This is a genomic window from Mycobacterium sp. IS-1556 (genome assembly GCF_001499985.1).
Taxonomy (GTDB): domain Bacteria; phylum Actinomycetota; class Actinomycetes; order Mycobacteriales; family Mycobacteriaceae; genus Mycobacterium.
The window spans coordinates 90,541-116,274 of the sequence record NZ_LQIM01000041.1; the positions used below are offsets into that span (position 1 = coordinate 90,541).

The 25,734-nt window shown below is 68.1% G+C and carries 29 protein-coding genes; 14 read left to right on the top strand and 15 right to left on the bottom strand.

All coding sequences use genetic code 11. The features are described from left to right. Positions 1-174 precede the first annotated feature (174 nt). Together AU187_RS23240 and AU187_RS23245 are read left to right on the top strand one after the other, a co-directional pair. Positions 175-606, top strand: coding sequence for an ATP-binding protein (locus tag AU187_RS23240; protein WP_059099048.1), 432 nt, complete (start codon positions 175-177; stop codon positions 604-606). 62 nt (positions 607-668) lie between these two features. Further along, positions 669-1,391 (top strand): RNA polymerase sigma factor SigF, encoded by a 723-nt coding sequence (locus AU187_RS23245; RefSeq protein ID WP_502687789.1) that lies wholly within the window; start codon positions 669-671, stop codon positions 1,389-1,391. Here the strand turns inward: AU187_RS23245 and AU187_RS23250 are convergent. Then, positions 1,362-1,799 (bottom strand): STAS domain-containing protein, encoded by a 438-nt coding sequence (locus AU187_RS23250; protein ID WP_059167429.1) that lies wholly within the window; start codon positions 1,797-1,799, stop codon positions 1,362-1,364. The genes AU187_RS23245 and AU187_RS23250 overlap by 30 nt on opposite strands. Before the next feature lie 322 nt (positions 1,800-2,121). Between AU187_RS23250 and AU187_RS23255 the strand changes: the two genes are divergently transcribed. Further along, positions 2,122-2,664 carry a nucleotidyltransferase family protein gene (locus AU187_RS23255; protein ID WP_059167407.1) on the top strand — a complete coding sequence of 181 codons (543 nt, stop codon included), beginning with the start codon at positions 2,122-2,124 and terminating at the stop codon, positions 2,662-2,664. Here the strand turns inward: AU187_RS23255 and AU187_RS23260 are convergent, their stop codons facing one another. From AU187_RS23260 to AU187_RS23290, 7 genes are all read right to left on the bottom strand, one after another. Then, the gene (locus tag AU187_RS23260; protein WP_059167430.1) at positions 2,665-2,979 is read right to left on the bottom strand and encodes a hypothetical protein; all 315 of its coding nucleotides are present in this window, start codon (positions 2,977-2,979) and stop codon (positions 2,665-2,667) included. An 85-nt stretch (positions 2,980-3,064) separates the two neighbouring features. Beyond that, positions 3,065-4,864, bottom strand: a complete 1,800-nt coding sequence (locus tag AU187_RS23265; RefSeq protein ID WP_059167408.1) for an acetyl-CoA carboxylase biotin carboxylase subunit — start codon at positions 4,862-4,864, stop codon at positions 3,065-3,067. Positions 4,865-4,987: 123 nt separating this feature from the next. After that, positions 4,988-5,401, bottom strand: coding sequence for a SufE family protein (locus AU187_RS23270; RefSeq protein WP_059167409.1), 414 nt, complete (start codon positions 5,399-5,401; stop codon positions 4,988-4,990). Next, positions 5,401-6,294, bottom strand: coding sequence for a sulfurtransferase (locus AU187_RS23275; RefSeq protein ID WP_059167410.1), 894 nt, complete (start codon positions 6,292-6,294; stop codon positions 5,401-5,403). Before AU187_RS23275 ends, AU187_RS23270 begins: the two co-directional genes overlap by 1 nt. 9 nt (positions 6,295-6,303) lie before the next feature. After that, positions 6,304-6,945, bottom strand: a complete 642-nt coding sequence (locus tag AU187_RS23280) for a Maf family protein (RefSeq protein ID WP_059167411.1) — start codon at positions 6,943-6,945, stop codon at positions 6,304-6,306. Continuing rightward, positions 6,942-7,211, bottom strand: a complete 270-nt coding sequence (locus tag AU187_RS23285; RefSeq protein ID WP_059099097.1) for an acyl-CoA carboxylase epsilon subunit — start codon at positions 7,209-7,211, stop codon at positions 6,942-6,944. The genes AU187_RS23280 and AU187_RS23285 overlap by 4 nt, the downstream gene beginning before the upstream one ends. Before the next feature lie 50 nt (positions 7,212-7,261). Then, positions 7,262-8,902 carry an acyl-CoA carboxylase subunit beta gene (locus AU187_RS23290; RefSeq protein ID WP_059167412.1) on the bottom strand — a complete coding sequence of 547 codons (1,641 nt, stop codon included), beginning with the start codon at positions 8,900-8,902 and terminating at the stop codon, positions 7,262-7,264. Positions 8,903-9,044: 142 nt separating this feature from the next. Between AU187_RS23290 and AU187_RS23295 the strand changes: the two genes are divergently transcribed. Beyond that, positions 9,045-9,854, top strand: a complete 810-nt coding sequence (locus tag AU187_RS23295) for a biotin--[acetyl-CoA-carboxylase] ligase (RefSeq protein WP_059167413.1) — start codon at positions 9,045-9,047, stop codon at positions 9,852-9,854. Positions 9,855-9,864: 10 nt separating this feature from the next. Next, complete coding sequence (locus AU187_RS23300; RefSeq protein WP_059099040.1) at positions 9,865-10,383, top strand: PH domain-containing protein; 519 nt, start codon at positions 9,865-9,867, stop codon at positions 10,381-10,383. On the opposite strand, the gene AU187_RS23305 is transcribed toward AU187_RS23300, so the two are convergent. Beyond that, complete coding sequence (locus AU187_RS23305) at positions 10,338-11,045, bottom strand: GtrA family protein (protein WP_059167414.1); 708 nt, start codon at positions 11,043-11,045, stop codon at positions 10,338-10,340. The two genes, AU187_RS23300 and AU187_RS23305, sit on opposite strands and share 46 nt — an antisense overlap. Before the next feature lie 103 nt (positions 11,046-11,148). Here AU187_RS23305 and AU187_RS23310 point away from each other — a divergent pair, with 103 nt between their 5' ends. Genes AU187_RS23310 through AU187_RS23320 form a run of 3 tightly spaced genes read left to right on the top strand, consistent with a single transcriptional unit; the run spans position 11,149 to position 14,097 of the window. Continuing rightward, a complete protein-coding gene (locus AU187_RS23310; protein WP_286132139.1) occupies positions 11,149-12,369 on the top strand; it encodes a 5-(carboxyamino)imidazole ribonucleotide synthase in 1,221 nt (406 codons plus the stop codon). Beyond that, positions 12,362-12,874 carry a 5-(carboxyamino)imidazole ribonucleotide mutase gene (purE, locus tag AU187_RS23315; protein ID WP_059099038.1) on the top strand — a complete coding sequence of 171 codons (513 nt, stop codon included), beginning with the start codon at positions 12,362-12,364 and terminating at the stop codon, positions 12,872-12,874. The genes AU187_RS23310 and purE overlap by 8 nt, the downstream gene beginning before the upstream one ends. A gap of 59 nt (positions 12,875-12,933) precedes the next feature. Then, entirely contained in the window at positions 12,934-14,097 is a 1,164-nt protein-coding gene (locus AU187_RS23320) for an acyl-CoA dehydrogenase (protein ID WP_059167415.1), read from the top strand. A gap of 4 nt (positions 14,098-14,101) precedes the next feature. Here AU187_RS23320 and AU187_RS23325 read toward each other — a convergent pair whose 3' ends face one another. Further along, a complete protein-coding gene (locus AU187_RS23325; RefSeq protein ID WP_156442405.1) occupies positions 14,102-14,818 on the bottom strand; it encodes a TIGR03089 family protein in 717 nt (238 codons plus the stop codon). Between the two features lies 1 nt (position 14,819). Then, on the bottom strand, positions 14,820-16,286 hold the full coding sequence (locus AU187_RS23330) for an LCP family protein (RefSeq protein WP_059099036.1): 1,467 nt from the start codon (positions 16,284-16,286) through the stop codon (positions 14,820-14,822). A gap of 285 nt (positions 16,287-16,571) precedes the next feature. Between AU187_RS23330 and AU187_RS23335 the strand changes: the two genes are divergently transcribed. Together AU187_RS23335 and manB are read left to right on the top strand one after the other, a co-directional pair. Continuing rightward, complete coding sequence (locus AU187_RS23335) at positions 16,572-17,456, top strand: glycosyltransferase family 2 protein (protein ID WP_059099035.1); 885 nt, start codon at positions 16,572-16,574, stop codon at positions 17,454-17,456. A gap of 1 nt (position 17,457) precedes the next feature. Continuing rightward, positions 17,458-18,534: a mannose-1-phosphate guanylyltransferase gene (manB, locus tag AU187_RS23340; RefSeq protein ID WP_172800345.1), complete on the top strand. Its 1,077-nt coding sequence runs from the start codon at positions 17,458-17,460 to the stop codon at positions 18,532-18,534. A gap of 1 nt (position 18,535) precedes the next feature. Here the strand turns inward: manB and AU187_RS23345 are convergent, their stop codons facing one another. From AU187_RS23345 to cofD, 3 genes are read right to left on the bottom strand one after another with little or no spacing between them, the layout of a single operon-like run. Then, complete coding sequence (locus AU187_RS23345; protein WP_059099034.1) at positions 18,536-19,075, bottom strand: NUDIX hydrolase; 540 nt, start codon at positions 19,073-19,075, stop codon at positions 18,536-18,538. Beyond that, positions 19,072-20,418, bottom strand: coding sequence for a coenzyme F420-0:L-glutamate ligase (locus AU187_RS23350; RefSeq protein WP_059099033.1), 1,347 nt, complete (start codon positions 20,416-20,418; stop codon positions 19,072-19,074). The genes AU187_RS23345 and AU187_RS23350 overlap by 4 nt, the downstream gene beginning before the upstream one ends. Continuing rightward, on the bottom strand, positions 20,415-21,434 hold the full coding sequence (cofD, locus tag AU187_RS23355; RefSeq protein ID WP_059099032.1) for a 2-phospho-L-lactate transferase: 1,020 nt from the start codon (positions 21,432-21,434) through the stop codon (positions 20,415-20,417). Before cofD ends, AU187_RS23350 begins: the two co-directional genes overlap by 4 nt. A 459-nt stretch (positions 21,435-21,893) precedes the next feature. Between cofD and AU187_RS23360 the strand changes: the two genes are divergently transcribed. Continuing rightward, positions 21,894-22,154, top strand: a complete 261-nt coding sequence (locus AU187_RS23360; protein WP_231740286.1) for a WhiB family transcriptional regulator — start codon at positions 21,894-21,896, stop codon at positions 22,152-22,154. Between the two features lie 9 nt (positions 22,155-22,163). Here the strand turns inward: AU187_RS23360 and AU187_RS23365 are convergent, their stop codons facing one another. Beyond that, entirely contained in the window at positions 22,164-22,586 is a 423-nt protein-coding gene (locus AU187_RS23365; protein ID WP_059099093.1) for a metallopeptidase family protein, read from the bottom strand. A gap of 156 nt (positions 22,587-22,742) precedes the next feature. Between AU187_RS23365 and AU187_RS23370 the strand changes: the two genes are divergently transcribed. From AU187_RS23370 to AU187_RS23380, 3 genes are all read left to right on the top strand, one after another. Next, complete coding sequence (locus AU187_RS23370; protein WP_059099030.1) at positions 22,743-23,162, top strand: DUF3499 domain-containing protein; 420 nt, start codon at positions 22,743-22,745, stop codon at positions 23,160-23,162. A gap of 64 nt (positions 23,163-23,226) precedes the next feature. Then, positions 23,227-24,624, top strand: a complete 1,398-nt coding sequence (locus AU187_RS23375; RefSeq protein WP_059099029.1) for a phosphomannomutase/phosphoglucomutase — start codon at positions 23,227-23,229, stop codon at positions 24,622-24,624. Then, positions 24,621-25,730, top strand: coding sequence for a hypothetical protein (locus tag AU187_RS23380; RefSeq protein WP_059099028.1), 1,110 nt, complete (start codon positions 24,621-24,623; stop codon positions 25,728-25,730). Before AU187_RS23375 ends, AU187_RS23380 begins: the two co-directional genes overlap by 4 nt. Positions 25,731-25,734: the final 4 nt, after the last annotated feature.

Genomic DNA, 25,734 nt, shown 5'->3' on the forward strand with positions numbered 1-25,734 from the left:
GCCCGGTCGTCGGCCGTGTGATCGAAGTGCGTTCGCCGTCGAGTCTGCTCCATGACCGGGTTATTACCCGCCTTGACGTGTGGCACACGTCATCAGCGGCGGGTAGCCGGAGTACTCGTGGTTAGCTGGGACTCGACCTGGGGTAATCTCGCTTCGACATTGCCGGGAGGTCAGATGGCCGACGTCGCCAACAAGAAAAACGGGCACGGACACGGCGGGCGGTCGGTGGAACTCCGGGTCGCTGCCGAACTCGAGAACCTAGCGGTGCTGCGCACCCTCGTCGCCGCGGTGGCGACGTTCGAGGACCTCGACTTCGACGCCGTGGCCGACCTGCGGCTCGCGGTCGACGAGGCGTGTACCAGGCTGATCCGGTCCGCGGTACCCGACTCGGTACTGCTTCTCGTCATCGACCCGCGGGAGGACGCCGTCATCATCGACGCGTCGACCACATGCAAGAACTCCGACATCTTGGCGCCGGGCAGCTTCAGCTGGCACGTGCTCAGCTCGCTGACCGACGAAGTCAAGACCTTCCAGAACGGGCAGGGACCCGAGAACGCGCAGGTGTTCGGGATCTCCATGACGACGAGACGAGCGACACTGCAGTGACGCCGCCGACGTCACAGGGTTCGTCGTCGCGTTCGAACTCTGAGTACGCGGATGTCGCCGACATGTTCCGCGAACTGAAGGATGTGCCGGCGGACTCGCCGAAGTTCCAGCGGCAGCGAGACCGCATCGTCGAGCGCTGCCTGCCGCTGGCCGACCACATCGCCCGCCGCTTCGACGGACGCGGCGAACCGCGCGAAGACCTCGTCCAGGTGGCCCGCGTCGGCCTGGTGAACGCGGTGATCCGTTTCGACGTCGAGGCGGGCTCGGACTTCGTCTCGTTCGCGGTGCCGACCATCATGGGCGAAGTCCGACGGCACTTCCGTGACAACAGCTGGTCGGTCAAGGTGCCCCGGCGGCTCAAGGAACTTCACCTGCGGCTCGGTGCCGCGACCGCGGAGTTGTCGCAGCGCCTCGGCCGCGCGCCGACAGCCTCGGAGCTGGCCGCGGAGCTGGGCATGGATCGCGACGAGGTCGTCGAGGGCCTGGTCGCCGGGAGCTCCTACAACACGCTGTCGATCGACAGTGGCGGCAGCGGAACCGAGGACGCCCCCGCAATCGCCGACACACTGGGCGACGTCGACCTCGGCCTGGATCAGATCGAGAACCGGGAAGCGTTGCGGCCCTTGCTCGCTGCACTACCCGAACGCGAACGCACGGTGTTGCTGCTGCGGTTCTTCGAGTCGCTCACCCAGACGCAGATCGCCGAACGGGTCGGCATCTCGCAGATGCACGTGTCGCGGCTGCTGGCGAAATCCCTAGCGCGGCTCAGGGACCAGTTGCAGTAGCGGCCGATCGCCCTGTAGCGCCGAGAGCGCCGCCTCGACGCTGTCACTGACGGGCAACGCGGCATCCGGATCGCAGATGCGCAGCAATCGGCTCACCGCGGGGCTCGGCAGCATCGCCCAGCCGATCTCCTCGCCGGCGGTACGGACGTTGAGGGTGTGCAGCGCGGAAAACCCTGCGGTGCCGAAGAAGTCGACTCCGGAAAGGTCGATCAGCAGACAATCGAGCTCGGTGGCATGGCGCAGCGCGTAGTCGATCAGGTCCTGAGCGTTCGCCGCGTCGATCTGGCCCTGCACGGTGATGATCGCGGTATCTGCTTGCAGCCGGCGGGTGGCGAAATGCGCGGTGTGGCAATCGTGGGATTCGACCAGTGGCGCCGAATCGATCGGTGGGGTGCGAGAAACAGGCATTTGTGACTCCATCAGTGAATGTGCAATTCGTACTGTGGTTCACGTCAAAAATTGGGGCCCTGCGTCTTCAAAGCCTTCGTAGCAGCGGCAAAAGTGCTGCCCTGCCCGTGGATGACGTTTCCAGCTTGGCTGTGAACTCAACCTGTGCTGAACCCTACGCCGCATCTCGATCAACCACAATCGGTATCAACATCACCGGCATAGCCACAGGTCAACGGCAACGCCGCCGGCTACCCCGCTTTCCTCCGATCGTGCGTGCCCGTCGCACGACACGCCGCAACGCCGCAGCACTTTGCGCACGCTCGGGCAGGATCGCACACTTGTGTCCGTGACGACGACGGTAGCCGGTGTGCTGCTCGCCGCGGGTGCGGGCACCCGGTATGGAATGCCGAAAGTCCTTGCTGAACAAGGAAAGTGGCTCAAGGCCGGTGTCGACGCGCTGCACGACGGCGGGTGTGCTGACGTGGTGGTCGTGTTGGGTGCGGCGATCGTCGAGGTACCGCCGCCGGCGCGGGCGGTCGTCGCCGAGGCGTGGGCGGACGGGTTGTCGGCGTCCCTGCGGGCGGGCCTGTCGGCGGTGGATGCCGACTACGCGGTGCTGCACACCGTCGACACCCCCGACATCGGCGCCGACGTGGTGCACCGCGTGGTGGCCGCGGCGGTCCGGTCGGCATCCGGGCTCGCGCGCGGCCGCTACCGGCACGTGCCCGGCCATCCGGTGGTCATCGCGCGCAGGCATTGGGCCACCCTGCTGCAGCAAATCCACGGCGACGAAGGCGCCCGGGCGTTCCTGGCCGACCGCGACGACGTCGTCTCCGTCGATTGCGCCGACCTCGCGACCGGCCGCGACATCGACGTGAAGTAGCTACTCCAACGAGTCCGCGAACCGCCGGACGGCGTCGCCTGCAGCCTGCGCGGCCTCGGCATGGCCGCGCCGGGCCTGCAGGGCGATGTTCCCGGTGGCCGGTGACAGCGTCACCTCGGCGAGCAGTTCACCCGTCGTCGGCTCGCACACCGCCCACGAATACATGGTGTCCGACTCCCACTGCGCCGCCCGCATCTGCACGTAACCGGCGTCGGTGTTGCCCAACTCCGCCAGCGCGGGTCGGTCGTCGATGCGGTCGTCGCAGCGCAGCGCGCGCAGATACCACGCGCCCGCGTTAATCTCCACCGGCTCCATGTCACCCATCTAGCGCGAGCAGACGCAAAGTGACCCAAAATTGCCGCATTTCAGGACAATTGCCGTCTGCTCGCCAGGATTGTCCTTACTTGATCTCGGCCAGCACCGTGCCCTGGGTGATGGCGGCGCCGGGCTCGACGGCCAGGCCGGTGACGGTGCCGTCCTTGTGCGCGGTGACGGGGTTTTCCATCTTCATCGCCTCGAGCACCACGACCAGGTCACCGGCGGAGACCTGCTGACCCTCCTCGACGGCGACCTTGACCACCGTGCCCTGCATCGGCGCGGTCACCGCGTCGCCGGACGCGGCTGCTCCGCCGCCCCCGCCGCGCTTGCGCGCCTTGGGCTTCTTACGGACGACGTTGGCACCGGCTGCCGGGGCGCCGCCGCCACCGAGAGCCAGGTCACCGGGCAGCGACACCTCGAGGCGCCGGCCGCCGACCTCCACGACAACGGTCTGCCGCGGGACGGTGTCCTCTTCCTCGATCGGGTCGCCACCGGTGAACGGTTCGATGGTGTTGTCCCACTCGGTCTCGATCCAGCGGGTGTGCACGGTGAAGCCGTTGTCGTCACCGATGAACGCGGGGTCGGACACCACGGCGCGGTGGAACGGGATCACGGTGGCCAGGCCCTCGACGTGGAATTCGTCCAGCGCGCGGCGCGACCGCTCCAGGGCCTCTTGACGATTGGCGCCGGTGACGATCAGCTTGGCCAGCATCGAGTCGAACTGGCCGCCGATCACCGAACCGGACTCCACGCCGGCGTCCATCCGGATGCCGGGGCCCTGCGGGGTCTCGAACCTGGTCACCGGACCGGGAGCGGGCAGGAAGCCGCGTCCGGCGTCCTCGCCGTTGATGCGGAACTCGATGGAGTGCCCACGCGGCGTCGGATCCTCGGTGATGTCGAGCGGTTCGCCGTTGGCGATGCGGAACTGCTGGCGCACCAGGTCGATGCCCGAGGTCTCCTCGGTCACCGGGTGCTCGACCTGCAGGCGGGTGTTGACCTCGAGGAACGAGATCAGACCGTCCTGGCCGACCAGGTACTCGACGGTGCCGGCGCCGTAGTAGCCGGACTCCTTGCAGATGCGCTTGGCCGACTCGTGGATCTCTTTGCGCTGCGCGTCCGTGAGAAATGGCGCGGGTGCCTCTTCGACCAGCTTCTGGAAGCGGCGCTGCAGCGAGCAGTCCCGGGTGCCGGCGACGACGACGTTGCCGTGCTGGTCGGCGATCACCTGCGCCTCGACGTGGCGCGGCTTGTCGAGGTAGCGCTCGACGAAGCACTCGCCGCGGCCGAACGCCGCGACGGCTTCACGCACCGCCGATTCGTACAGTTCGGGGATCTCCTCGATGGTGCGGGCCACCTTCATGCCGCGGCCGCCGCCGCCGAAGGCGGCCTTGATCGCGATTGGCACGCCGTACTCCTTGGCGAACGCGACGACCTCGTCGGCGTTCTTGACCGGATCCGGTGTGCCCGGCACCAACGGAGCCTTGGCACGTGCGGCGATGTGGCGCGCGGTGACCTTGTCGCCGAGGTCGCGGATGGACTGCGGGCTGGGCCCGATCCAGATCAGGCCCGCGTCGATGACCGCCTGCGCGAAATCGGCGTTCTCGGAGAGGAACCCGTAGCCCGGGTGCACCGCGTTGGCACCGGACTTCTCGGCGGCGTCGAGCAGCTTCTCGAAGACCAGATAGGACTCCGCCGACGTCTGGCCGCCGAGGGCGAAAGCCTCGTCGGCGAGCCGGACGTGAGGGGCGTCGGCGTCGGGTTCGGCGTACACGGCCACGCTCTGCAGCCCCGCATCCTTGGCGGCCCTGATCACCCGGACCGCGATCTCCCCGCGGTTGGCGACCAGCACCTTGGAGATCTTCGAGCTGGCGTGACTTGCCACTGCGCCTCCTGACGGCATGTTCTCTAAGAAACGTCTTTAGGAATGTAACCCGGGAAAGTTTAAGGGGCGTAGCCGAGGGTTCGGCGAGCCGGTCCCTTACCGGTCGGTAACTGGAGAAATCCGTCAGCGGAGCCGGTTCTTGATGCGCGCGAGCATCGCGGACATACCACGCAGGCGCAGCGGGCTGATCAGCGCCGCGAGGCCCAGCTCGGAGTAGAAGTCGTCGGGCACGCCGAGGATCTCGTCGGCCGGGAGATCGTCCAACCCGGTCGCCAGAATCGCCGCGAAACCGCGGGTGGTGGGGGCCTCGGCGGGCGCGCTGAAAAACAGCCGGACGTGTTCGCGGTCATCCGCGTCGACGTGCAAGAACAGCGGGGATTGGCACTCGGGCACCGGCTCCATCGCGGCCTCTTCGAGGTCGGCGGGCAGCGGCGGCAGCTCGTTGGCGAACTCCAGCAGCAGTTGCAGCTTGTCCTGGCCCTGGACCTCTTTGAAGTCCGAGACCACCTCGGCCAGCGCGGCCGGCATCGCGGTCATCAGGAGCCCGGCGCCTCCCCGGGTTCGGGTCCGACGGCCACCGGAACCCGTACCGCATTACCCCATTCGGTCCACGAGCCGTCGTAGTTGCGCACGCCGGGCAGGCCGAGCAGGTGGGTCAGCACGAACCAGGTGTGGCTCGAGCGTTCGCCGATGCGGCAGTACACGATCGTCTTGTCGTCGGCGGTCAGAAAGCCGTACAGCTCCTCGAGTTCGGGGCGGCTGCGGAACCGGCCGCTGTCGTCGGCGGCCTTGGCCCACGGGATGGACCGCGCGGTGGGCACGTGGCCGCCCCGTAGCGCCCCCTCCTCGGGGTAGTCGGGCATGTGGGTGCGCTCGCCGGTGTACTCCTGCGGGGAACGGACGTCGATCAACGGCGCGGTGCCGAGCACGTCGAGCACGTCGTCCTTGAACGCGCGGATCGGCGCGTCGTCGCGCTCGACGACGGGGTAGCCCGTGGACTGCTTGTTCGGCACATCGAGGGTGGTCTCACGGCCGTCGGAGATCCACAGGTCGCGCCCGCCGTTGAGCAGGCGGACATCGGGGTGGCCGAACAGCGTGAACACCCACAGGGCGTATGCCGCCCACCAGTTGCTCTTGTCGCCGTAGATCACCACGGTGTCGTCGCGGGAAATGCCCTTGCGGTTCATCAGCTCGGCGAACTGCTCGCCGGTGATGTAATCGCGCACGTTGGGGTCATTGAGGTCGGTGTGCCAGTCGATCTTGACGGCGCCGGGAATGTGCCCGGTGTCGTAGAGCAGCACGTCCTCGTCCGACTCGACGATCGCCAGGCCGGGACGGCCGAGGTTTGCCGACAACCAGTCGGCGGTCACCAGCCGTTCGGGGTGGGCGTATGACTGCAGGGCGGGATCTGGATCGGCAGGCAATGGCACACAACAAGCCTACTCAGGCCGATTCGCCCGCCAAAGCTCGGCAAGGGACAGGCCGGCGCGCCCGATCAGCCTGCGGACGAGCGGTAGCCCGATGCCGATCACGGAGGACGGATCGCCTTCAACGCCATCGACGAACCAGCCGCCCAGCCCGTCGAGCGTGAATCCGCCCGCCACCGCGGTCGGCTCGCCGCTGGCGAGGTAGTACTCGAGATCGCTGGGCGACGGAACGCCGAAACGGACCGTGGTGGCCTCGGACTCGGCAACCCGGTGCTCGATGACGTTGTCGCGCAACCGAATCACGCAATGACCGGTGTACAGCTGCCCGGAGTTGCCCGCCATCCGCTTCCAGCCGGCCAGCGCCGCCTCCGGCGTCGGCGGCTTGCCCAGCAGTTCCCCGTCGAAGTAGAGCATCGAGTCACACCCGATCACGACGCAATCCGCGGCGACCGCGGACTCGAGGCCGTCGAGCACCGCGTCGGCTTTCGCCGCCGCCAGCGCGACCGTCACCTCGGCGGGGGTGGCAGAGGGGTTCAGGCCGGCGACGACGGCATCCTCGTCGACGCCGGACACGATGACAAGAGGGTCGATCCCGGCCTGCCGCAACACCTTTCGGCGGCCGGGGGACGCCGACGCGAGGACTACCCGCGTCACCGTCGGCGCATGTGTGTCCGCTCCACGAGCGTCACCCGCTGCCAGCTGAACGGCGTGTAGCGCAGCCGGTCGACCGGATGACCCCAGAGGTTCTCCTCCTGCTCGCGCGGCTCGGCGGGAACGCTCGAGGCGGCCGCCAGCACGGCCATCAGCGCGGCCATCTCCTCGGTCGTCGGCTCACCCCGGACGACCTGGAGGTGCGCCTCGTGATCGGCGAGTGCCTCATTCGCCCCGCTCACGGGAGCCTGATCGTTCGCCCCGCTCACGGGAGCCTCATTGTTCGCCCCGCTCACGGAAGCCTCATTGTTCGCCCCGCTCACAGGGGGATGTTCCCGTGCTTCTTCGGCGGCACCTGCGCGATCTTGCGTTCCAGAAGGCGCAGCGCGGTCGCGACGTAGCCGCGGGTGTGCGACGGCGGAATGACCGCGTCGACGTAGCCGCGTTCGGCCGCGATGTAGGGGTTGACCAGAGTGTCCTCGTACTCCTGCTGGAGTTGCAGCCGCAGCGCGTCGACGTCCTCGCCGCCCTTGGCCGCCTCCTTGAGCTTCGAGCGGTAGACGAAGCCGACGGCGCCCGACGCGCCCATCACCGCGATCTGCGCGGTCGGCCAGGCCACGTTGACGTCGGCGCCCATCTCCTTGGAGCCCATCACGCAGTAGGCGCCGCCGTAGGCCTTGCGGGTGATCACCGTGATCTTGGCGACCGTGGCTTCGCCGTAGGCGTAGAGCAGCTTGGCGCCGCGCCGGATGATGCCGTTGTACTCCTGATCGGTGCCGGGCAGGAAGCCGGGCACGTCGACCAGCATCACGATCGGGACGTTGAAGCAGTCGCAGGTCCGCACGAACCGGGCCGCCTTCTCGGAGGCGTTGATGTCGAGGCAGCCGGCGAATTGCGTCGGCTGGTTGGCCACGATGCCCACCGGGCGTCCCTCGATGCGGCCGAACCCGACGATGATGTTCTGCGCGTAACCGGCCTGCACCTCGAGGAACTCGTCGTCGTCGAGCATGCGAACGATGACCTCGTGCATGTCGTAGGGCTGGTTCGGCGAATCCGGAATCAGCGTGTCCAGCTCGAGGTCCTCGTCGGTGAGGTTCTCCTCGATGGCGCCCTCGGGCGCCGCCGCGGGATAGCGCGGCGGGTCCGCCCGGTTGTTGGACGGCAGGTACGACAGCAGCTCGCGGACGTAGTCGAACGCGTCCTGCTCCCCGGAGGCCACGTAGTGCGCCAGCCCCGACTTGGCCATGTGCGTGTGCGCGCCGCCGAGTTCCTCCATCGTCACCTCTTCGCCGGTGACGGTCTTGATGACGTCCGGCCCGGTGATGAACATCTGGCTGGTCTGGTCGACCATGACGACGAAATCGGTGAGCGCGGGGGAGTAAACGTGTCCACCGGCCGCGGCGCCCATGATGAGCGAGATCTGCGGGATCACGCCCGAGGCCCGAATGTTGTTGTGGAAGATGTTGCTGTACAGGCCGAGCGAGACGACGCCCTCCTGGATGCGCGCGCCGGCACCGTCGTTGATGCCGATCAGCGGCCGCCCAGTCTTGATCGCGAGTTCCTGCACCTTGACGATCTTCTCGCCGTACACCTCGCCGAGGCTGCCGCCGAAGACGGTCGCGTCCTGGCTGAAGATGCACACTTCGCGACCGTCGATGGTTCCGTATCCGGTCACGACGCCGTCGCCGAGCGGCCGGTTGGCCTCGAGGCCGAAGTTCGTGCTGCGGTGCCGGGCCAGCGCGTCGAGCTCCACGAACGAACCCTCGTCCAGCAGAGCGAGAATGCGCTCGCGAGCGGTGAGCTTGCCCTTGGCATGCGTCTTCTCGACCGCCTCCTCGCCGACCGGGTGCAGCGTCTCCTCGGCTCGCCTGCGCAGATCGGCGAGCTTGCCCGCGGTGGTGTGGATGTCGATCTCGTGTTCGCCTGACGGCTCGGCCGACGGCTGTTGAACGGAGGTCATGGTCGTCGATGCTAACGAATGAGGCGCGCGGGACTGACGGCGCGTCCTTAAGGTCCCCTTAAGCTGCCTTGCGCACCGTGTGGACAGCCGCCGGTGGTAGTAGTGAGGGCCGAACGAGTCTTCAGATGGGAGTCCGATTCCGATGACCGTCGATCGGGTTCCGCTCGACGCTGCGGCGTTGCGCGACGACGTATTGAGCAGCTCGCCGGAATGGCGGCGTGTCGACGTGGTGGCCGAGACCGGATCGACGAACGCCGACCTGATCGCGCGCGCAGGACGCGGCGAGGACATCGCCGGGGCGGTGCTGATCGCCGAGAACCAGACCGCGGGCCGCGGTCGACGCGGTCGAAGCTGGTCGGCGGTCCCGTTCGCGCAGATCACGATGTCGGTGGGCGTCAACGTGGCCGCGGTGCCCAGCGACGCATGGGGGTTACTGCCGCTGGCGACCGGCGTGGCCGTCGTCGACGCGGTCGCCGACGCCGGCGTGGCAGCGGGCTTGAAGTGGCCCAACGACGTCCTCGCCGGCGACGGCAAGCTGGCCGGCATCCTCGCCGAGGTCGCCGCGGCGGACCGGGCCGTGGTGATCGGTGTCGGGCTCAACGTCTCGCTGCGGGCCGACGAGGTGGGCGTCGACGGGGTGACGTCGCTGGTCGACCTCGGTGTTGCGCACCCCGACCGGCAACGGCTGATCGGCCGGGTACTGCACGAGCTCGGCAACCGGATCGATTCGTGGCGGCGCGGTGGTGCCGACGCCGACCTGATCGCCGCCTACCGGGCACGGAGCCTGACACTCGGCATGAATGTTCGCGCGCTGCTCCCCGGTGACCGTGAACTCGTCGGCGTTGCGCGTGACATCGACGGCCAGGGCAGGCTCGTGCTCGACACCGACGGCGGGCCGACGACGGTGTCCGCGGGCGACATCGTCCACTTGCGGCCGGCCGAATCGCTCTAAGGTCATCGTCATGGGTTATCCCGACAATGTGCTCGCCGCCGATGAGCAGGTGGTGCTGCACCGGCACCCGCATTGGAAACGGCTGATCGGCCCGGTGGCGGTGCTGCTGTTGGCGACCGCGGCGGCCGCGGTACTCGCCGGCTACCTCAACACCCTCGACTGGGATCAGACCGCGCGCAACGTCGTGCTGATCGTGATCGCCGTGATCTGGCTGGTCATCATCGGATGGTTGACGCTGTGGCCGTTCCTCAACTGGCTGACGACCCACTTCGTGATCACCGACCGTCGCGTGATGTTCCGCCACGGGGTGTTGACCCGGTCGGGGATCGACATCCCGCTGGCGCGGATCAACAGCGTCGAGTTCCGGCACGGATTGATCGACCGCATTCTGCGCACGGGCACGCTGATCATCGAGTCAGCGGCGCAGGATCCGCTCGCGTTCGACGACATTCCGCGAGTGGAACGAGTCCACTCGCTGCTGTATCACGAGGTCTTCGACACCCTGGGCTCGGACGAGTCGCCGAGCTGAGCCAGCCGCCTGGCGCGCCGCCGCGGCTTCAAGGGGGTGACGTTGCCGACCGCGTGCTCGGCGGCCGCGATCTCTTCGTGCTCGGCGGCCGCGATCTCTTCGTGCTCGTGGACGTCCTCCATGGCCTCGGCGAGACCGCCCGCGGTGAGCGACTCGACCGCCTTGTCCGGGTTGCGGCCGAACTCGTCGGGGAACACCCAGCGGCGGAACGCCCAGAACCGGAACGCCATCTGCAGCAGGTTGCCGATGATGTAGGCCGAGATGAAGTCGGCGATGTTCTCCACGGTCAGGCTGACCTCGGGCACCCGCAGCATCAGCACGTAGCTGGAGAACCACAGCGGCGCCATGCTCAACAACACGCCGACCCCGCTGAACCCGAAGAACAGCAGCGCCTCGTGGTGGCGCTCCCGACCGCCGCGGTCGCGGAAGCTCCACTCGCGATTGAGGATGTAGGACGCGATCACCGCGACGATGCCCGCGATGATCTTCGCCGTCACCGGCTTGGGCTCGAGCACCGTGAGCTTGAGCGTGTAGAAGACCGATGTGTCGATGATGAACGTCGTCGCGCCGACGATCGCGAACTTGATCAGTTCGTGATGCCGCTCGAAGTACGGCCGGATCGGACTTGGCAGCCGTGCGATCGTCGCATCGGTAAAGGACACAACAGCGCAGTGTACGGAAATAGTGCACGTTGCGCGTACCCGTGCAGGTCGCAGCGGGTACACGGTGACCGGCCCGCCTGGGCGGTCATGACACCATTAGGGCGTGTCGCAGAACCCGAACGGACCCCCGGTGGTGGCCATGGTCGGCGGTGGACAGCTGGCCAGAATGACCCATCAGGCGGCCATCGCGCTCGGTCAGACGCTGCGTGTTCTCGCCGTCGACGCGGCCGACCCGGCCGCGCAGGTCAGCCCCGATGTGGTGCTGGGCACGCATACCGATCTCGATGCGTTGCGCCGTGCGGCCGCGGGCGCCGCCGCGCTGACCTTCGATCATGAGCACGTCCCTCCCGAGCTGCTGGAGAAACTCGTCGCCGACGGCGTCAACGTGGCACCGCCACCGTCGGCCTTGATCCACGCCCAGGACAAATTGGTGATGCGTCGACGGCTCGAGGCGCTCGGTGCGCCGGTGCCGCGGTTCGCGGCGGTCGGTCAGCTTGCCGACGTCGACGCGTTCGCCGCCCGCGTCGACGGCCCCGTCGTGGTCAAGACCGCGCGCGGCGGATACGACGGCCGCGGTGTGACGCTGGCCCGCGATGCTGCCGACGCGCGCGACGCGGCGCGTCGGTACCTGTCGGGCGGCGCCGAAGTGCTGATCGAGGAGAGGGTGGCGATGCGGCGCGAGCTGGCCGTGCTGGTGGCCCGCTCACCGTTCGGTCAGGGCGCGGCGTGGCCGGTGGTCGAGACCGTGCAGCGCGACGGCATCTGCGTGGAGGTCATCGCGCCGGCGCCGCGGCTCAACGATGAGTTGCGTTCTGCCGCAGGCCGACTGGGGCTGCAGCTGGCAGCGGAGCTCGGCGTGGTCGGCGTGCTCGCCGTCGAATTGTTCGAGACCGTGGACGGTGCGCTGCTCGTCAACGAGCTGGCGATGCGTCCGCACAATTCCGGGCACTGGACCATGGACGGCGCCCGTACGAGTCAGTTCGAACAACACCTGCGCGCAGTGCTGGACTATCCGCTCGGTGACACCGCGCCGATCGCGCCGGTCACGGTGATGGCCAATATCCTTGGCGCACAAGACTCTCCGGCGATGACGATGGACGAACGGCTGCATCATCTGTTCGCGAGGCTGCCGGATGCCAAGGTGCATCTGTACGGGAAACAAGAACGGCCGGGCCGCAAGATCGGACATGTGAACGTCGTCGGCGCCGCCAGCGGCTCTGCCGATGACGACGCGTACGTCGCCGAGGTGCGGGAACGCGCGGTCAGGGCGGCACACTGGTTGTCGCATGCGGAATGGACGGACGGATGGAGTGCCCATGACTAGTGCCCCGGCGCCGCGGGTCGGCCTGATCATGGGCAGCGACAGCGACTGGTCGGTGATGGAAGACGCGGCGCACGCCCTGGCCGAGTTCGGCGTGCCGTTCGAGGTCGGCGTCGTCTCCGCGCACCGCACCCCGGTCCGCATGCTCGAGTACGCGCAGAGCGCGGCGGACCGCGGTATCGAGGTGATCATCGCCGGTGCCGGCGGCGCTGCCCATCTGCCCGGCATGGTGGCGTCGGCAACGCCGCTTCCGGTCATCGGTGTGCCGGTGCCTCTGGCCAAGCTGGACGGACTGGACTCGCTGCTGTCGATCGTGCAGATGCCCGCCGGCGTGCCGGTGGCCACGGTGTCGATCGGCGGGGCCCGCAACGCAGGGTTGCTGGCGGTGCGGATCCTGGGGGCGTCCGACGCCGTGCTGCGGGAGCGGGTCGTGCAGTTCCAGTCCGACCTGCAGGACACTGTCATGCAGAAGGATGCGGCGCTGCGGGACCGCTTGCTCGGGCAGTAGGCTGCCGGTGCCGTCGGAACCGCGAGGGTAAAGTTACCGGCGAGTAGCAAGGAGTTCCCATGGCCATCTCGAACCCGTCGTTCGACGCCTTCCGGCTTTCCGACGAGCACAACGAATTGCGCGCGGTGCTCCGCGACCTCTGCGAAAAGGAGATCGCGCCGTACGCCGCCGACGTCGATGAGAAGGCGCGCTACACCGACGAGGCGCTGGCGGCGCTGACCGCGTCCGGGATGGCCGCGATTCACATCCCCGAGGAGTACGGCGGTCAGGGCGGTGATTCGGTCGCGGCGTGCATCGTGATCGAAGAGGTCGCGCGGGTGTGCGCGTCGTCGTCGTTGATCCCGATCTGCAACAAGCTGGGCACCATGGGGCTGCTGCTGCGCGGCAGTGAGGAACTCAAGAAGCAGGTGCTGCCCTCGATCGCGGCGGGCGAGGCGGTCGCGTCGTATGCGCTCTCGGAGCGCGAGGCCGGCAGCGACGCGGCGTCGATGCGCACGCGGGCGCGCCGCGAGGGCGACGAGTGGGTGCTCAACGGCGCCAAGTGCTGGATCTCCAACGGCGGACACTCGACGTGGTACACGGTGATGGCGGTGACCGACCCCGACAAGGGCGCCAACGGCATCTCGGCGTTCGTCGTGCACAAGGACGACCCCGGCTTCTCCATCGGCGCCAAGGAGAAGAAGATGGGCATCAAGGGCTCGCCCACCACCGAGTTGTACTTCGAAGACTGCCGCATCCCCGCCGACCGCATCATCGGCGACGAAGGCACGGGCTTCAAGACGGCGCTGGCGACGTTGGACCACACCCGGCCGACCATCGGCGCGCAGGCCGTGGGCATCGCGCAGGGCGCACTCGACGCGTCGATCGCATATGTCAAGGAGCGCAAGCAGTTCGGCAAGCCGATCGGCGACTTCCAGGCGGTGCAGTTCATGATCGCGGACATGGCGATGAAGATCGAAGCCGCCCGTCTGATGGTCTACACCGCGGCCGCCCGCGCCGAACGCGGCGAGCCGGCACTCGGATTCATCTCGTCGGCCTCGAAGTGCTTCGCCTCCGACGTCGCCATGGAGGTCACCACCAACGCGGTGCAACTGTTCGGCGGCTACGGCTACACCACAGACTTCCCAGTCGAGCGGTTCATGCGCGACGCGAAGATCACCCAGATCTACGAGGGCACCAATCAGATTCAGCGCGTGGTGATGTCGCGCGCCTTGCTGAAGTAACCGATCAGCCCCTGGTCACCTTCTCCATCTCCCTGCGGCGGTCCAGCACGGAGGGGTCGGGGTTGGCCACCTGCACCAGCGAGGCGCCCGCGGCGAAGACGGCGAGAAGATGCTCGATGAGCTTGTCGCCCGTATCCCAGCCGCCGCTCGACAGCACGCGGTCGTTTCCGGTAAAGCCCTGCGCCGCAGCGGATTCCCGAGCGGCGGTGAGTAATTCGGCAACCGTGCGGCCGTCCAGCGCGGGGCCGGGAACGGGTTCCGGTGAGATCTGGTCGCCGTGCACCCGCACGGCGGTGGCGTAGTCGGTCACGCCGACGGGCAGGTCGGCCGCCGGCTTGCCGAACGGATCCAGCGACAGCACCGCAACCTCGCCCATTCCGACCGCGGCGTCGGCCTCGCCCAACCGGTCCGCGGTGCACAACGCGATGTCGGCGTGCATGTCGGGATCGCCGCCGAGCACGACCTCCGCGCCGATCCACCAGATGCCGAACAGCACCGCGGCGGTTTGCCAGTGCGCGGGCAGCAGCACTGCCACACGGGTCGACGGTCCTGCACCCAGCTCGTCGCGTAACAGGTTGGCGGTCTTGGCGGCCCAGTTCGCGAGCGTCGCGGTCGACAGCTCGATGCGTTCACCGGTGGCGTCGTCGTAGTAGGTGATACGCGGCCCGGCGGGATCTGACGCCATGAGCGGATCGAGGATCGCCCCGCTGACCGTCGTCACGCTAATTGACGCACTTCGGATCGCTCGACCCGGCGGTCAGGATAGGCGAAGGGGGCGGGGCGGTCTCCGAACCGGTGGAACCGACGGCGACGGAATCGGCGGTCGTCAACAGCGGATCGGTGCCGTCCAAACCGGACCCGGGACCCGTGTAGTCGTCGGCCAGCACCACCCGCACGGAGCCGGGAGCCACCGAGGGATCCTCGATGACCGGTAGGCCGCCGAGGTCTTTCGAGACCGCTTGCGCGCCAAGGTCGTCTGTCTTGGCCGCGCGCACCTGGCTGCCGGCCACCGGTTCGTGGTTGCCGGTGGCGCCGGGCGTGAACCCCTTGTTGGTCAACACCTGTGACACCGCGGCGGCCAGACCGTTGACGTCGGTGGCGTTGACCACGTCGACGGTGGTCTTGTCGGGCGAGTACGCGAGTTCCTCGGTCTTGCCTTCGTCCTGGTCGTGCAGCAATCCGTCGACCCAACTCTTCACCTGGTCGGGATCGACCCGCACCACGCTTTGCATTCCGTCGTCGCTCCAGCCGTTCTCCTGCAGGACCGGGATGGTCGCGAACGCGACATTGCCCGCGGCGAGCTTCTGCAGCTGGTCGGCGAATTCCATGACATCCCAACCGTCGGAGAGCACCACCGAGCGTTGGACGGCCTGCTGCAGCCGGTTCAGCGTGGACGGGCTGGACAGCGTCTTGCTGGAGATCACGTCGTGCGCCAGCGACGCCATCACGGCCTGTTGGCGTGTCACCCGGTCGAGGTCGCCGCGCGGCAGGTCGTGCCGCTGCCGAACGAAGCTCAACGCCTGCGGGCCGTTGAGCTTCTGCCAGCCCGCCGGAAAGTCCGCGCCCGAAAGGGGTTCGTACACGGCTTCTTTCAGACACACGGTGACACCGCCCAGGGCATCGGTGATCAACGCGAATCCGAGCAGGCCGATCTCGGCGTAGTGGTCGACGGTGACACCGGTGAGGTTGGCCACCGTCTTGATCAGGGCTTCGCGACCGGCTTCGGTCGCCTTCGGCTGGGCCTCCGCCGGGTCCATGCCGTCCTGCTCGACGAGCTCGGTCATCTTCTCCAAGTGCTCGGAGCCGTACACGCCGTTGATCTTCATCTTGCCGATCCCCGGTGCCTCGACGTAGGAGTCACGGGGAATCGAGATCGCGGTGGCGGACTTTCCGTTGTTGGGGACGCGGACCAGGATGATCGTGTCGGTGTTGGTGGCCTCGTCGTCGCCTGCCCGCAGGGTCGCCAGCTCCTCCTCGGACAGGGGGTTGCCGTGGGCATCGGTCCGACTGTCCATGCCGACGAGAAGGATGTCGATGGCGCCGTCTTCGCCGCCTTCGCCGAGCGCGATCGGCGAGATCTGATTGATGCCGGATTCGAACGAGCGGATCTTGCCCCAGGCGACGCCCGTTCCGACCACGACGGCCAAGGCCGCGGACACGGCGATCACACGGAGCATTCGACCGGGCATCAGCCCAGGCTACTTGCGACCCAGCCGCAGACCGGGTAGCGCGGGTCGGCGTGCCAGACTCGTGACTGTGTCTTTCTGCAAGTCCGCCCCAATCGTTATGCCCCGCACGGTCGGCATGTCGGGTGGGTTCTGGCAGCTCAGGCACGCATACCGCGTGATGAGGTGCGCTCGCGGCGGATCGACCCGACGGCCCGTTAACCTCTACGCCGTGAGCGCGGAAGTGGTGGTGTCACGTGAGTGACGAATTGGTGGCCGTCACGTGAGTGATGATTTGGTGGCCGTCACGTGAGTGACGAATTGGTAGTCGTCACGGTGACGTACTCACCGGGGCCGCATCTCGACCGGTTCCTCGCCTCGCTGTCGCATGCGACCGACCGGCCGGTGACCGTGATCATGGCCGACAACGGGTCGACCGACGGGGCGCCGGAGGAAGCGCTCGAGCGCTATCCCAATGCCCGATTGCTGCGAACCGGAGGCAATCTCGGTTACGGCAGTGCCGTCAACCGCGCCGTCGACGAATACCTGAAGGATTCGGATTACTCCGACTATTTCGTGGTGGCGAACCCAGACGTGCAGTGGGGCCCACGCAGCATCGACATCTTGCTGGAGGCCGCTGCCCGGTGGCCGCGCGCCGCGTCGCTGGGGCCGTTGATCCGCGACCCCGACGGTTCGGTGTATCCGTCCGCCCGACACCAGCCGAGCCTGGTGCGCGGGGGCATGCACGCGGTGGTCGGGCCGATCTGGAAGTCCAATCCGTGGACCGCCGAGTACCGCCAGGAGCGACACGAGCCCAGCGAACGTCCGGTCGGCTGGCTGTCGGGCTCGTGCCTGTTGCTACGGCGGTCGGCCTTCGAGGAGATCTCCGGGTTCGACGAGCGCTACTTCATGTACATGGAGGACGTCGACCTGGGTGATCGGCTGCTGCGCGCTGGCTGGCAGAACGTGTACGTGCCTTCCGCCGAGGTGTTGCACGACAAGGGTCATGCGACCGGCAGGGACCCCGCGCGCAACTTGGCCGCCCATCACACGAGCACCTACACTTTTCTGGCGGATCGGTATCCCAGGTGGTGGCAGGGTCCGCTGCGGTGGACGATCCGGAGCTCGCTCGCCGCACGCGCGGGTCTGGTGGTCCGCAATTCACGTCGCAGACGGGCGAAAGGACGGCGCTAGCGTGAACCCCGCACAAGTGGACGCCGTCATTCTGGTCGGCGGCCTGGGCACCCGCCTGCGGCCGTTGACCCTGTCGGCGCCCAAGCCGATGCTGCCGACGGCCGGATTGCCGTTCTTGACGCATCTGTTGTCGCGCATCGCCGACACGGGCATCGAACACGTGGTGCTGGGCACGTCGTACAAGGCCGGGGTGTTCGAGGCGGAGTTCGGCGACGGGTCCAAATTCGGTCTGCAGATCGACTACGTCGTCGAGACCGAACCGCTGGGCACCGGTGGCGGCATCGCGAATGTGGCTCCGATGCTGCGCCACGACACCGCGCTGGTCTTCAACGGCGACGTGTTGTCGGGAGCCGACCTGCGCGCTCTGCTCGATTACCACGACAGCAACGGCGCCGACCTGACGCTGCACCTGGTGCGCGTCGGCGATCCACGGGCGTTCGGTTGTGTGCCGACCGATTCCGACGGCATGGTCACCGCGTTCCTGGAGAAGACGCAGGACCCGCCGACCGACCAGATCAACGCGGGCTGCTACGTGTTCAAGCGCGAAGTCATCGAGCGCATCCCCACGGGCCGGGCGCTGTCGGTGGAACGCGAGGTGTTCCCGGGGCTACTGTCCGACGGGCTTCGGGTGTGCGGCTACGTCGACGCCACGTACTGGCGCGACATGGGCACCCCGGAGGACTTCGTGCGGGGATCGGCCGATCTGGTCCGCGGCATCGCGCCGTCGCCGGCGCTAGGCGGACACCGCGGCGAAAAACTGGTGCACGACGGCGCCAGCGTCGCACCGGGTGCGCTGTTGATCGGCGGCACCGTGGTCGGCCGCGGCGCCGAAATCGCCGGCGGCGCAAGGCTGGACGGCGCGGTCATCTTCGACGGCGCGCGCGTGGGAGCGGGTGCGGTGATCGAACGCTCGATCGTCGGCTTCGGCGCGCGCATCGGTCCGCGCGCACTGATCCGCGACGGGGTGATCGGCGACGGCGCCGACATCGGCGCGCGCTGCGAACTGCTGCGCGGTGCACGCGTCTGGCCGGGGGTCACGATTCCCGACGGCGGCGTCCGCTTCTCGACCGACGTCTGAGTCACCGGGAGCGTGTAGCCGCCGCCGCCAGTTGGGTGAGGCCGAAGTCGCAGTCCTGGGGTAACGCGTCCAACGGCCACCAACGCAAATCCAACGACTCGTCGCTCGCGACGATCTCGGCGCCCGCGGGAGCGTGCACGATGAATTGCATGTCGAGGTGGCGGGTGGGCACGCCCAGCGAACAGACGACCGGATGAACATGCAACGCCGCCAGGGTCGGGTCGATCGTGAGCCCGTCGATGCCGGACTCCTCGGTGGCCTCCCTCAACGCAGCCGCGACGATGTCGGGGTCGGTGGCCTCGCAGTGCCCGCCCAGCTGCAGCCACCGCCCGAACCGCGGGTGCAGCGTGAGAAGAGCATGCGTGCCGGTGTGGTCGACTACCAGCGCCGACCCGGTGACGTGTCCGGGCACGCACTCACGCAGACATCCATCGGGCCTGGCCGCCAGAAACGCCAGCACCGCATGCCGCAGCGTGTCCTGAGCGGGATCGGGTGCCCGCCAACGGCAAAGCGCCTCGACCGCCGACGCGTGCAGGCTCACTTGCGCACCAGCAGACCGTCGGTCCGCACCGGCGCCCGCGGGCCCGACGGCGCGCCGTCGTCCGCATAGCCGATCGCGATTGCGCCCAACGGTTCCCAGTCATCGGGCAGCCCGAGCTCGTCGCGGACCACATGCGGGGCGAATATCGTCGAGCCGATCCAGCAGCTGCCGACACCGCGCACGGCCAACGCCACCAGCAGCGCCTGCACCGCCGCGCCGACCGCGACGGTGAACATCGTGTGCTCGGCGGCGGTACGGTCGGCGTCGGGATAGCTGTGCGCACCGTCGGGAACCAGGAAAGGGATGACGACTTCCGGTGCGTCGTAAAGTATTCGGCCACGGTCGACGCGGCGTTCGACGGCCTCGGCGGAGCGGCCATCGGCCGACAGATCGGCGCGCCACTTGTCTTTCATCCGATCGAGTAGCGCCAGCCGTCTGTCCCGGTCCTGCAACCACACGAACCGCACCGGCCGCGTGTGGTGCGGTGCCGGCGCGGTGAGGGCCTCCGCGACAGCGGCTTCCACGAGCTCATGGGCTACGGGCTCAGCGGAGAACCGGCGCACCGACCGGCGCAGCAGCTGGGCCTGACTCCTGCCCAGCGCGATGGCTTCCTCGGTGCCCAGCCAGAACAAGTCCTCCTCGCCCGCCCGGACCAGCTTGCGCGCCGTCGAACCGTCGTCTGCCAGTGGCAGCCCGCGCAGCACCGCCACAGGGATGTCGGTCAGCTTGCCCTTCACCAGATCCGCTGCCGCAGCGATCTCGTCGGCGACCGCGATCTCGGTGACGATCAGCTCGTTGCCGTGCCGGTCGAGCGATCCCTCATACCCGTGCAGCACGGTCAGGCCGGCGGCCCCGATGGCCACGTCGATCTGCCCGTTGCGCCATGCCCGGCCCATGGTGTCGGTGACGACCACGCCGACGGTCACACCGAGGCGCTCACCCAGAGCGGTTCGCAGCGCGGCCGCGCTGGCGTCGGGATCGGTTGGCAACAGCGCAAGTTCGGCGGAGTCGACGTTGGATCCGTCGACTCCTGCGGCGGCCTGAACCAATCCGATCTTGTTCTCGGTGATCAGTGTGCGGCCTTTGCGGGCCAGCACGCGAACCGCCTCGGAGTCGATGAGCTTGCGGCGCAGGGCATCGCGCTCTTCCGGATCGGCGGGGGCGTCGACGATGCGTCCCTCGCACTTCGACAGCACCTTGCTGGTCACCACCACGACGTCGTCGTCGCGCAGCCACGGTGCAGCATCGGCGATCGCCGCGGCGAGGTCGTCACCGGGCCGGAACTCCGGCAACCCGGGCACCGGGAGAAGTTCGACGGCAGCGGCCGTTCCGTGCTCGGTCACGGTTTCACGCCCGCTAAATCCAGTCCGGCGCGCACCATTTCGCCGGTCGCCGCGGGGTCGGACATCAACAGCGGCACGGAGCGGACCTCGACACCGTCTATCTCGGCGTGGTCGTCCTCGTGCACCAGCCAGCCGTCGAGGATCCCGACGCCGGAGCGCGCGCCGTAGTGCCGGCCGACGGCCTCCGAGGTGCTCGGCACGCCGATCACCGACAGACATTCGTCCGCCATGCCGCGCAACGGCTTTCCGCCGATGATGGGGGAGTAGCCGATGACCGGTGCCGGTGTCGACCGCAGCGCGCCGCGGACACCCGGCACGGCGAGGATCGCGCCGATGCTCACCACCGGGTTGGACGGCGCGATCATGACGACATCGGCGGATTCGATCGCCTCGGTGACGCCGGGCCCCGCCGTGGCTTTATCGGCGCCGACGAAAGCGAAGCTGTGCGTGGGCACCTGCGCGCGGTAGCGCACCCACCACTCCTGGAAGTGGATGGCGCGTTTCTCGCCGGCGTGCTCACCGGGTCCCGGATCGGTGATGACGACGTGGGTTTCACTGCGGTCGTCGCTGGCGGGCAGCAGCGTCGCGCCCGGCGACCATCTCTTGCACAGCGCCTCGGTCACCTGCGACAGCGGGTAGCCGGCGCGCAGCATCTGGCTGCGCACGAGGTGAGTCGCGAGATCCCGGTCGCCGAGCCCGAACCAGTCCGGTTGTACGCCGTAAGCCGCGAGTTCCTCTTTGGCATGCCAGGTTTCGTTGCGATGTCCCCATCCGCGGTCCGGGTCTATGCCGCCGCCGAGCGTGTACATGCACGTGTCGAGGTCGGGGCAGATGCGCACCCCGAACATCCATGCGTCGTCACCGACGTTGACCACAGCCGTCAGTTCATGCACTGTAGAATCATCAGTCACAGCAGCATCTTTCGTGACAGCGAATTGCCCGAGCCCCAGCATGTGCTGCACGCCGAGTAGGAAGCGTGCGCCACCGACGCCGCCGACGAGTACCGTGACCTTCACATCGACCGAGCGTAGGCCGTCCAAGCGAATTCGGTTCGCCCAGGAGTGCCTCAATCCTCGGGGGGCCCGTGGGATTCGCGGAATGTGACAGACACGCCGTGGTAACGACTCGCCGCATTTCGATCACGGAATGGTATGAATTCCTGTTCTAACGCTTGACCGGGGCAGCTCACGCGTGTGTAATCACACCAGTGTCATTTCCCGGTAGGCCATCCGGTTCCGGTGCCGCAGACCGAGATTCGATCACTTGTTCGAATTGAATGGGTCCCACGTTCCGGTGGGGCGCTTATAGGGGATCAGCGAAACCAGGTGAGGAGGCCGAAGATGTCTTTTGAGTACGGCGATTTCGATCGTCTGATTCGGTTTGACAACCGATTCCTCGGCTCAGTAGACAGCGCCCCGCACGCCAATTCCGGATCGGCACCTGTTGAGACGCCCCGGCGTCCCCAGCTAAGTCTGGTGCCCGATCCGATCGACGTTGCGCCGGCGCTTACACCCGAAGACGATCTGTGGCAGGAGCGCGCGCTGTGCGCTCAGACCGACCCCGAGGCATTCTTCCCCGAGAAGGGTGGCTCGACGCGCGAAGCCAAGCGAATCTGCCAGGGCTGCGAGGTGCGCGACGCGTGCCTGGAGTACGCGCTGGCGCACGACGAGCGCTTCGGCATCTGGGGCGGCCTGTCCGAACGCGAGCGTCGTCGGCTCAAGCGCGGAATCATCTGACCGCAGCGGTCAATCGTCGTCGATCGTCGGGTCGATGACCGAAGGCTCGACGCCCAGATACGTGGCGACCTGAGCCACCAGAATCTCATGCAGCAGCTCTTCGAGTTCGACAACATCCTTGGCGCGCCGCTCGATCGGCTTGCGGAACAACACAATCCGCGCCCTTGTGGCGTTACCCCGAACATCGACACCAGCCGGGATCAGCCGGGCCAGCGCAATCGGCCCGTCGGCGATCACCTCCGGCGGCCACTGCACACTGTCGGGATCTTTCGGCGCGATCCGCGGAATCTCGTCGACCGCCACATCCAGCGCCGTCAGCCGGTCCTGCCAACGCCGTTCGATCGGCTCGTAAGCCTCGAGCACCGCCATGTCGAACCGCTCGGCGCGACTGCGCCAACCCGGCACCGTGGGAGGAAGCAACGGTCCGCGCATGTCGCGGCCCCGGCGCGAGCGCAGATATTGCCGCTTGACCACCGCCTCGGTGCTCCTCTCGTGCGGGTGAACAAGATCGTAACGGTTCGAGATCGGCCGTCGGCGGGCTGCGCGTGTCCGGCGACGTGCGGCGTGCGGCCACGATAGCCTTCCGCTGTGAACGTTCCCCGTCGCTGCTGCCGGCCCGGGTGCCCGCATTATGCGGTCGCGACGCTGACATTCGTCTACGCGGACTCCACCGCGGTGGTCGGGCCGCTGGCCACGGTGGCCGAACCGCACTCGTGGGACCTGTGCGTGGTGCATGCCGGTCGGGTCACCGCGCCGCGCGGCTGGGAACTGGTTCGGCACGCGGGTCCACTGCCGTCTCATCCCGACGAGGACGACCTCGTCGCGCTCGCGGACGCGGTCCGCGAGGGCCGCGACCTCGCTCCGCCGGTCAACGGGGTGGCGACCGGCTTCTCCGATCCGGTCACCGGCGCGCACGGCGGCTCCCTGATGGCACCGCCGGCCAGGCGTCCGGAGTCCAACGGCCGTCGCCGGGGCCATCTGCGGGTGTTGCCCGACCCCACTGACTAGTTCACGTGTACGCCTTCACGGACGGTTAGGCTGGCGCCAGCAGTACCACGTCACAAGGAGTTCTATGTCACGGCCCGCCGCGGCTGTTCATCGCGTCATCAAGGCCTATGACGTGCGTGGCCTGGTCGGATCCGAACTCGATGAGCGGTTCGTCGCCGACGTCGGCGGTGCCTTCGCCCGCCTCATGCGCGACGGCGCGTCGCAGGTGGTGATCGGTTACGATATGCGGGCGAGTTCGCCGGCGCTGGCAGCGGCCTTCGCCGACGGCGTGACTGGGCAGGGCCTCGACGTGGTGCGGATCGGACTCGCCTCGACCGACCAGCTGTACTTCGCCTCGGGTCTGCTGGACTGCCCCGGCGCGATGTTCACCGCCAGCCACAACCCGGCCGCCTACAACGGCATCAAGCTCTGCCGTGCCGGCGCGAAACCGGTGGGCAAGGACACCGGCTTGTCGAGCATCGCCGAAGAGGTCATCGCCGGTGTCCCCGGCTACGACGGTGCGCACGGCAGCATCAGCGACCGCGACGTATTGGGCGAATACGGCGAGTTTCTGCGCTCGCTGGTGAGCCTGGCGGAGTTGCGACCGCTGAAGGTCGCCGTCGACGCGGGCAACGGGATGGCCGGCCACACCGCCCCCGCGGTGCTGGGCCCGATCCCCGGGATCACGTTGTCGCCGCTGTACTTCGAGCTCGACGGCACCTTCCCGAACCACGAGGCCAACCCACTGGACCCCGCCAACCTGGCCGATCTGCAGGAGTACGTCGTCCAATCCGGCGCCGACATCGGGCTGGCCTTCGACGGCGACGCCGACCGGTGTTTCGTCGTCGACGAGAAGGGGCATCCGGTGTCGCCGTCGGCGGTGACCGCGCTGGTGGCCGCACGGGAACTCGGTAGGGAGATCGGCGCCACGGTGATTCACAATCTGATCACCTCGCGGGCAGTGCCCGAGCTGGTGACCGAGCGGGGCGGTACGCCCGTGCGCAGCCGTGTCGGGCACTCCTATATCAAGGCGCTGATGGCCGACACCGGTGCGATCTTCGGCGGCGAGCATTCGGCGCACTACTACTTCCGCGACTTCTGGGGCGCCGACTCCGGCATGCTGGCCGCGCTGCACGTGTTGGCCGCGCTGGGCGAGCAGGACCGCCCGTTATCGGATTTCATGGCCGACTACCAGCGCTACGAGGCATCCGGGGAAATCAACTTCACGGTCACCGATGCCGAGCGATGTGTGGACGACGTGCTCAAGGCGTTCGGCTCCCGGATCCACTCGATCGACCACCTCGACGGGGTCACGGTCGACCTGGGTGAGGGGATTTGGTTCAACCTGCGCATGTCGAATACAGAACCGCTGCTGCGGCTCAACGTCGAAGCCCGCAGCACCGAGGAGGTCGATGCGATCGTCGGCGAGATCTCCAGGACCGTTCGCGCGCAGGTTCCCTCCGAATCCGAGGCCGCGACGTGACTGCGGGTCCGCCGTCCTCGGCCGCGGTGGTGAACCTCGACGACGTCGACGGCCTGCTGCGCGCCGACCGCGACGGCCTGCTGCGCGCCGCTTCAACAGCCGGTGCCCAAGTGCGGGCCACCGCCGCCGCGCTGGACGAGGGAGAACTCGAATCGTTACGGGCGGACGGCCCGCCCCGCACCCTGATCTGGGTTGCCGGTCGCGGGAACTCCGAGACCGCGGGATCGGTGCTGGCCGCGGCGTTCGGCGCGTCGGTGGCGGCGCCGATCGTCGTCGCCGCGGAGGTGCCGCCGTGGATCGGTCCGTTGGACGTGCTGGTCGTCGCGGGCGACGATGCGGGGGATCCCGCGCTGGTGAACGCCGCCGCGACCGGGGTGCGACGCGGCGCCCGGGTGGTCGTCGCCGCGCCGTACGAAGGCCCGTTGCGCGACGTCGCGGCGGGCAGGGCCGTGGTGCTGGCGCCGCGGGTCTGGGTGCCCGACGAATTCGGTCTGGTGCGCTACCTCGCCGTCGGGCTGGCGACGCTGAGCGTCGTCGATCCGGCCATGCACGTCGACCTCGCGGCGCTGGCCGACGAACTCGATGCCGAGGCGCTTCGCAACAGCGCGGCGCGCGAACTGTTCACCAACCCGGCCAAGACGCTGGCCGAGCAGATGTCGGACCGCGATGTCGTGCTGTCCGGTGACAGCGCGGCGACGCTCGCGATGGCCCGGCACTGTGCCGCGATTCTGCTGCGCATCGCCCATCGAGTGGTCGCCGCGGTCGGCTTGGCCGACGCACTGGTGGCGATGCGCGGCGGCATGGGGGACACCTCGGCGGCCGACCGGGAACGGTCGATCTTCCACGACGAGCAGATCGACGGTCCGCTTCCACCGCGGGTGCGCACATTCGTGCTGACCACCGACGCGGAGCGGCCAACCGTCGTCGCCCGAGCCGTGGGCCTGGACGACGTCGACGTGATCAGCGCCCAGGACGTGCCCGAACTGCCGGAGGGAGCGGCCGTTCCGGATGCGTCGTCGGCGGCCGGACGTCTGGAACAACAGCTGGCGATGCTCGCCGTCCGGCTGGAGATGACCGCCGTGTACCTGAAACTAGTTCGAGGTTAGCCAA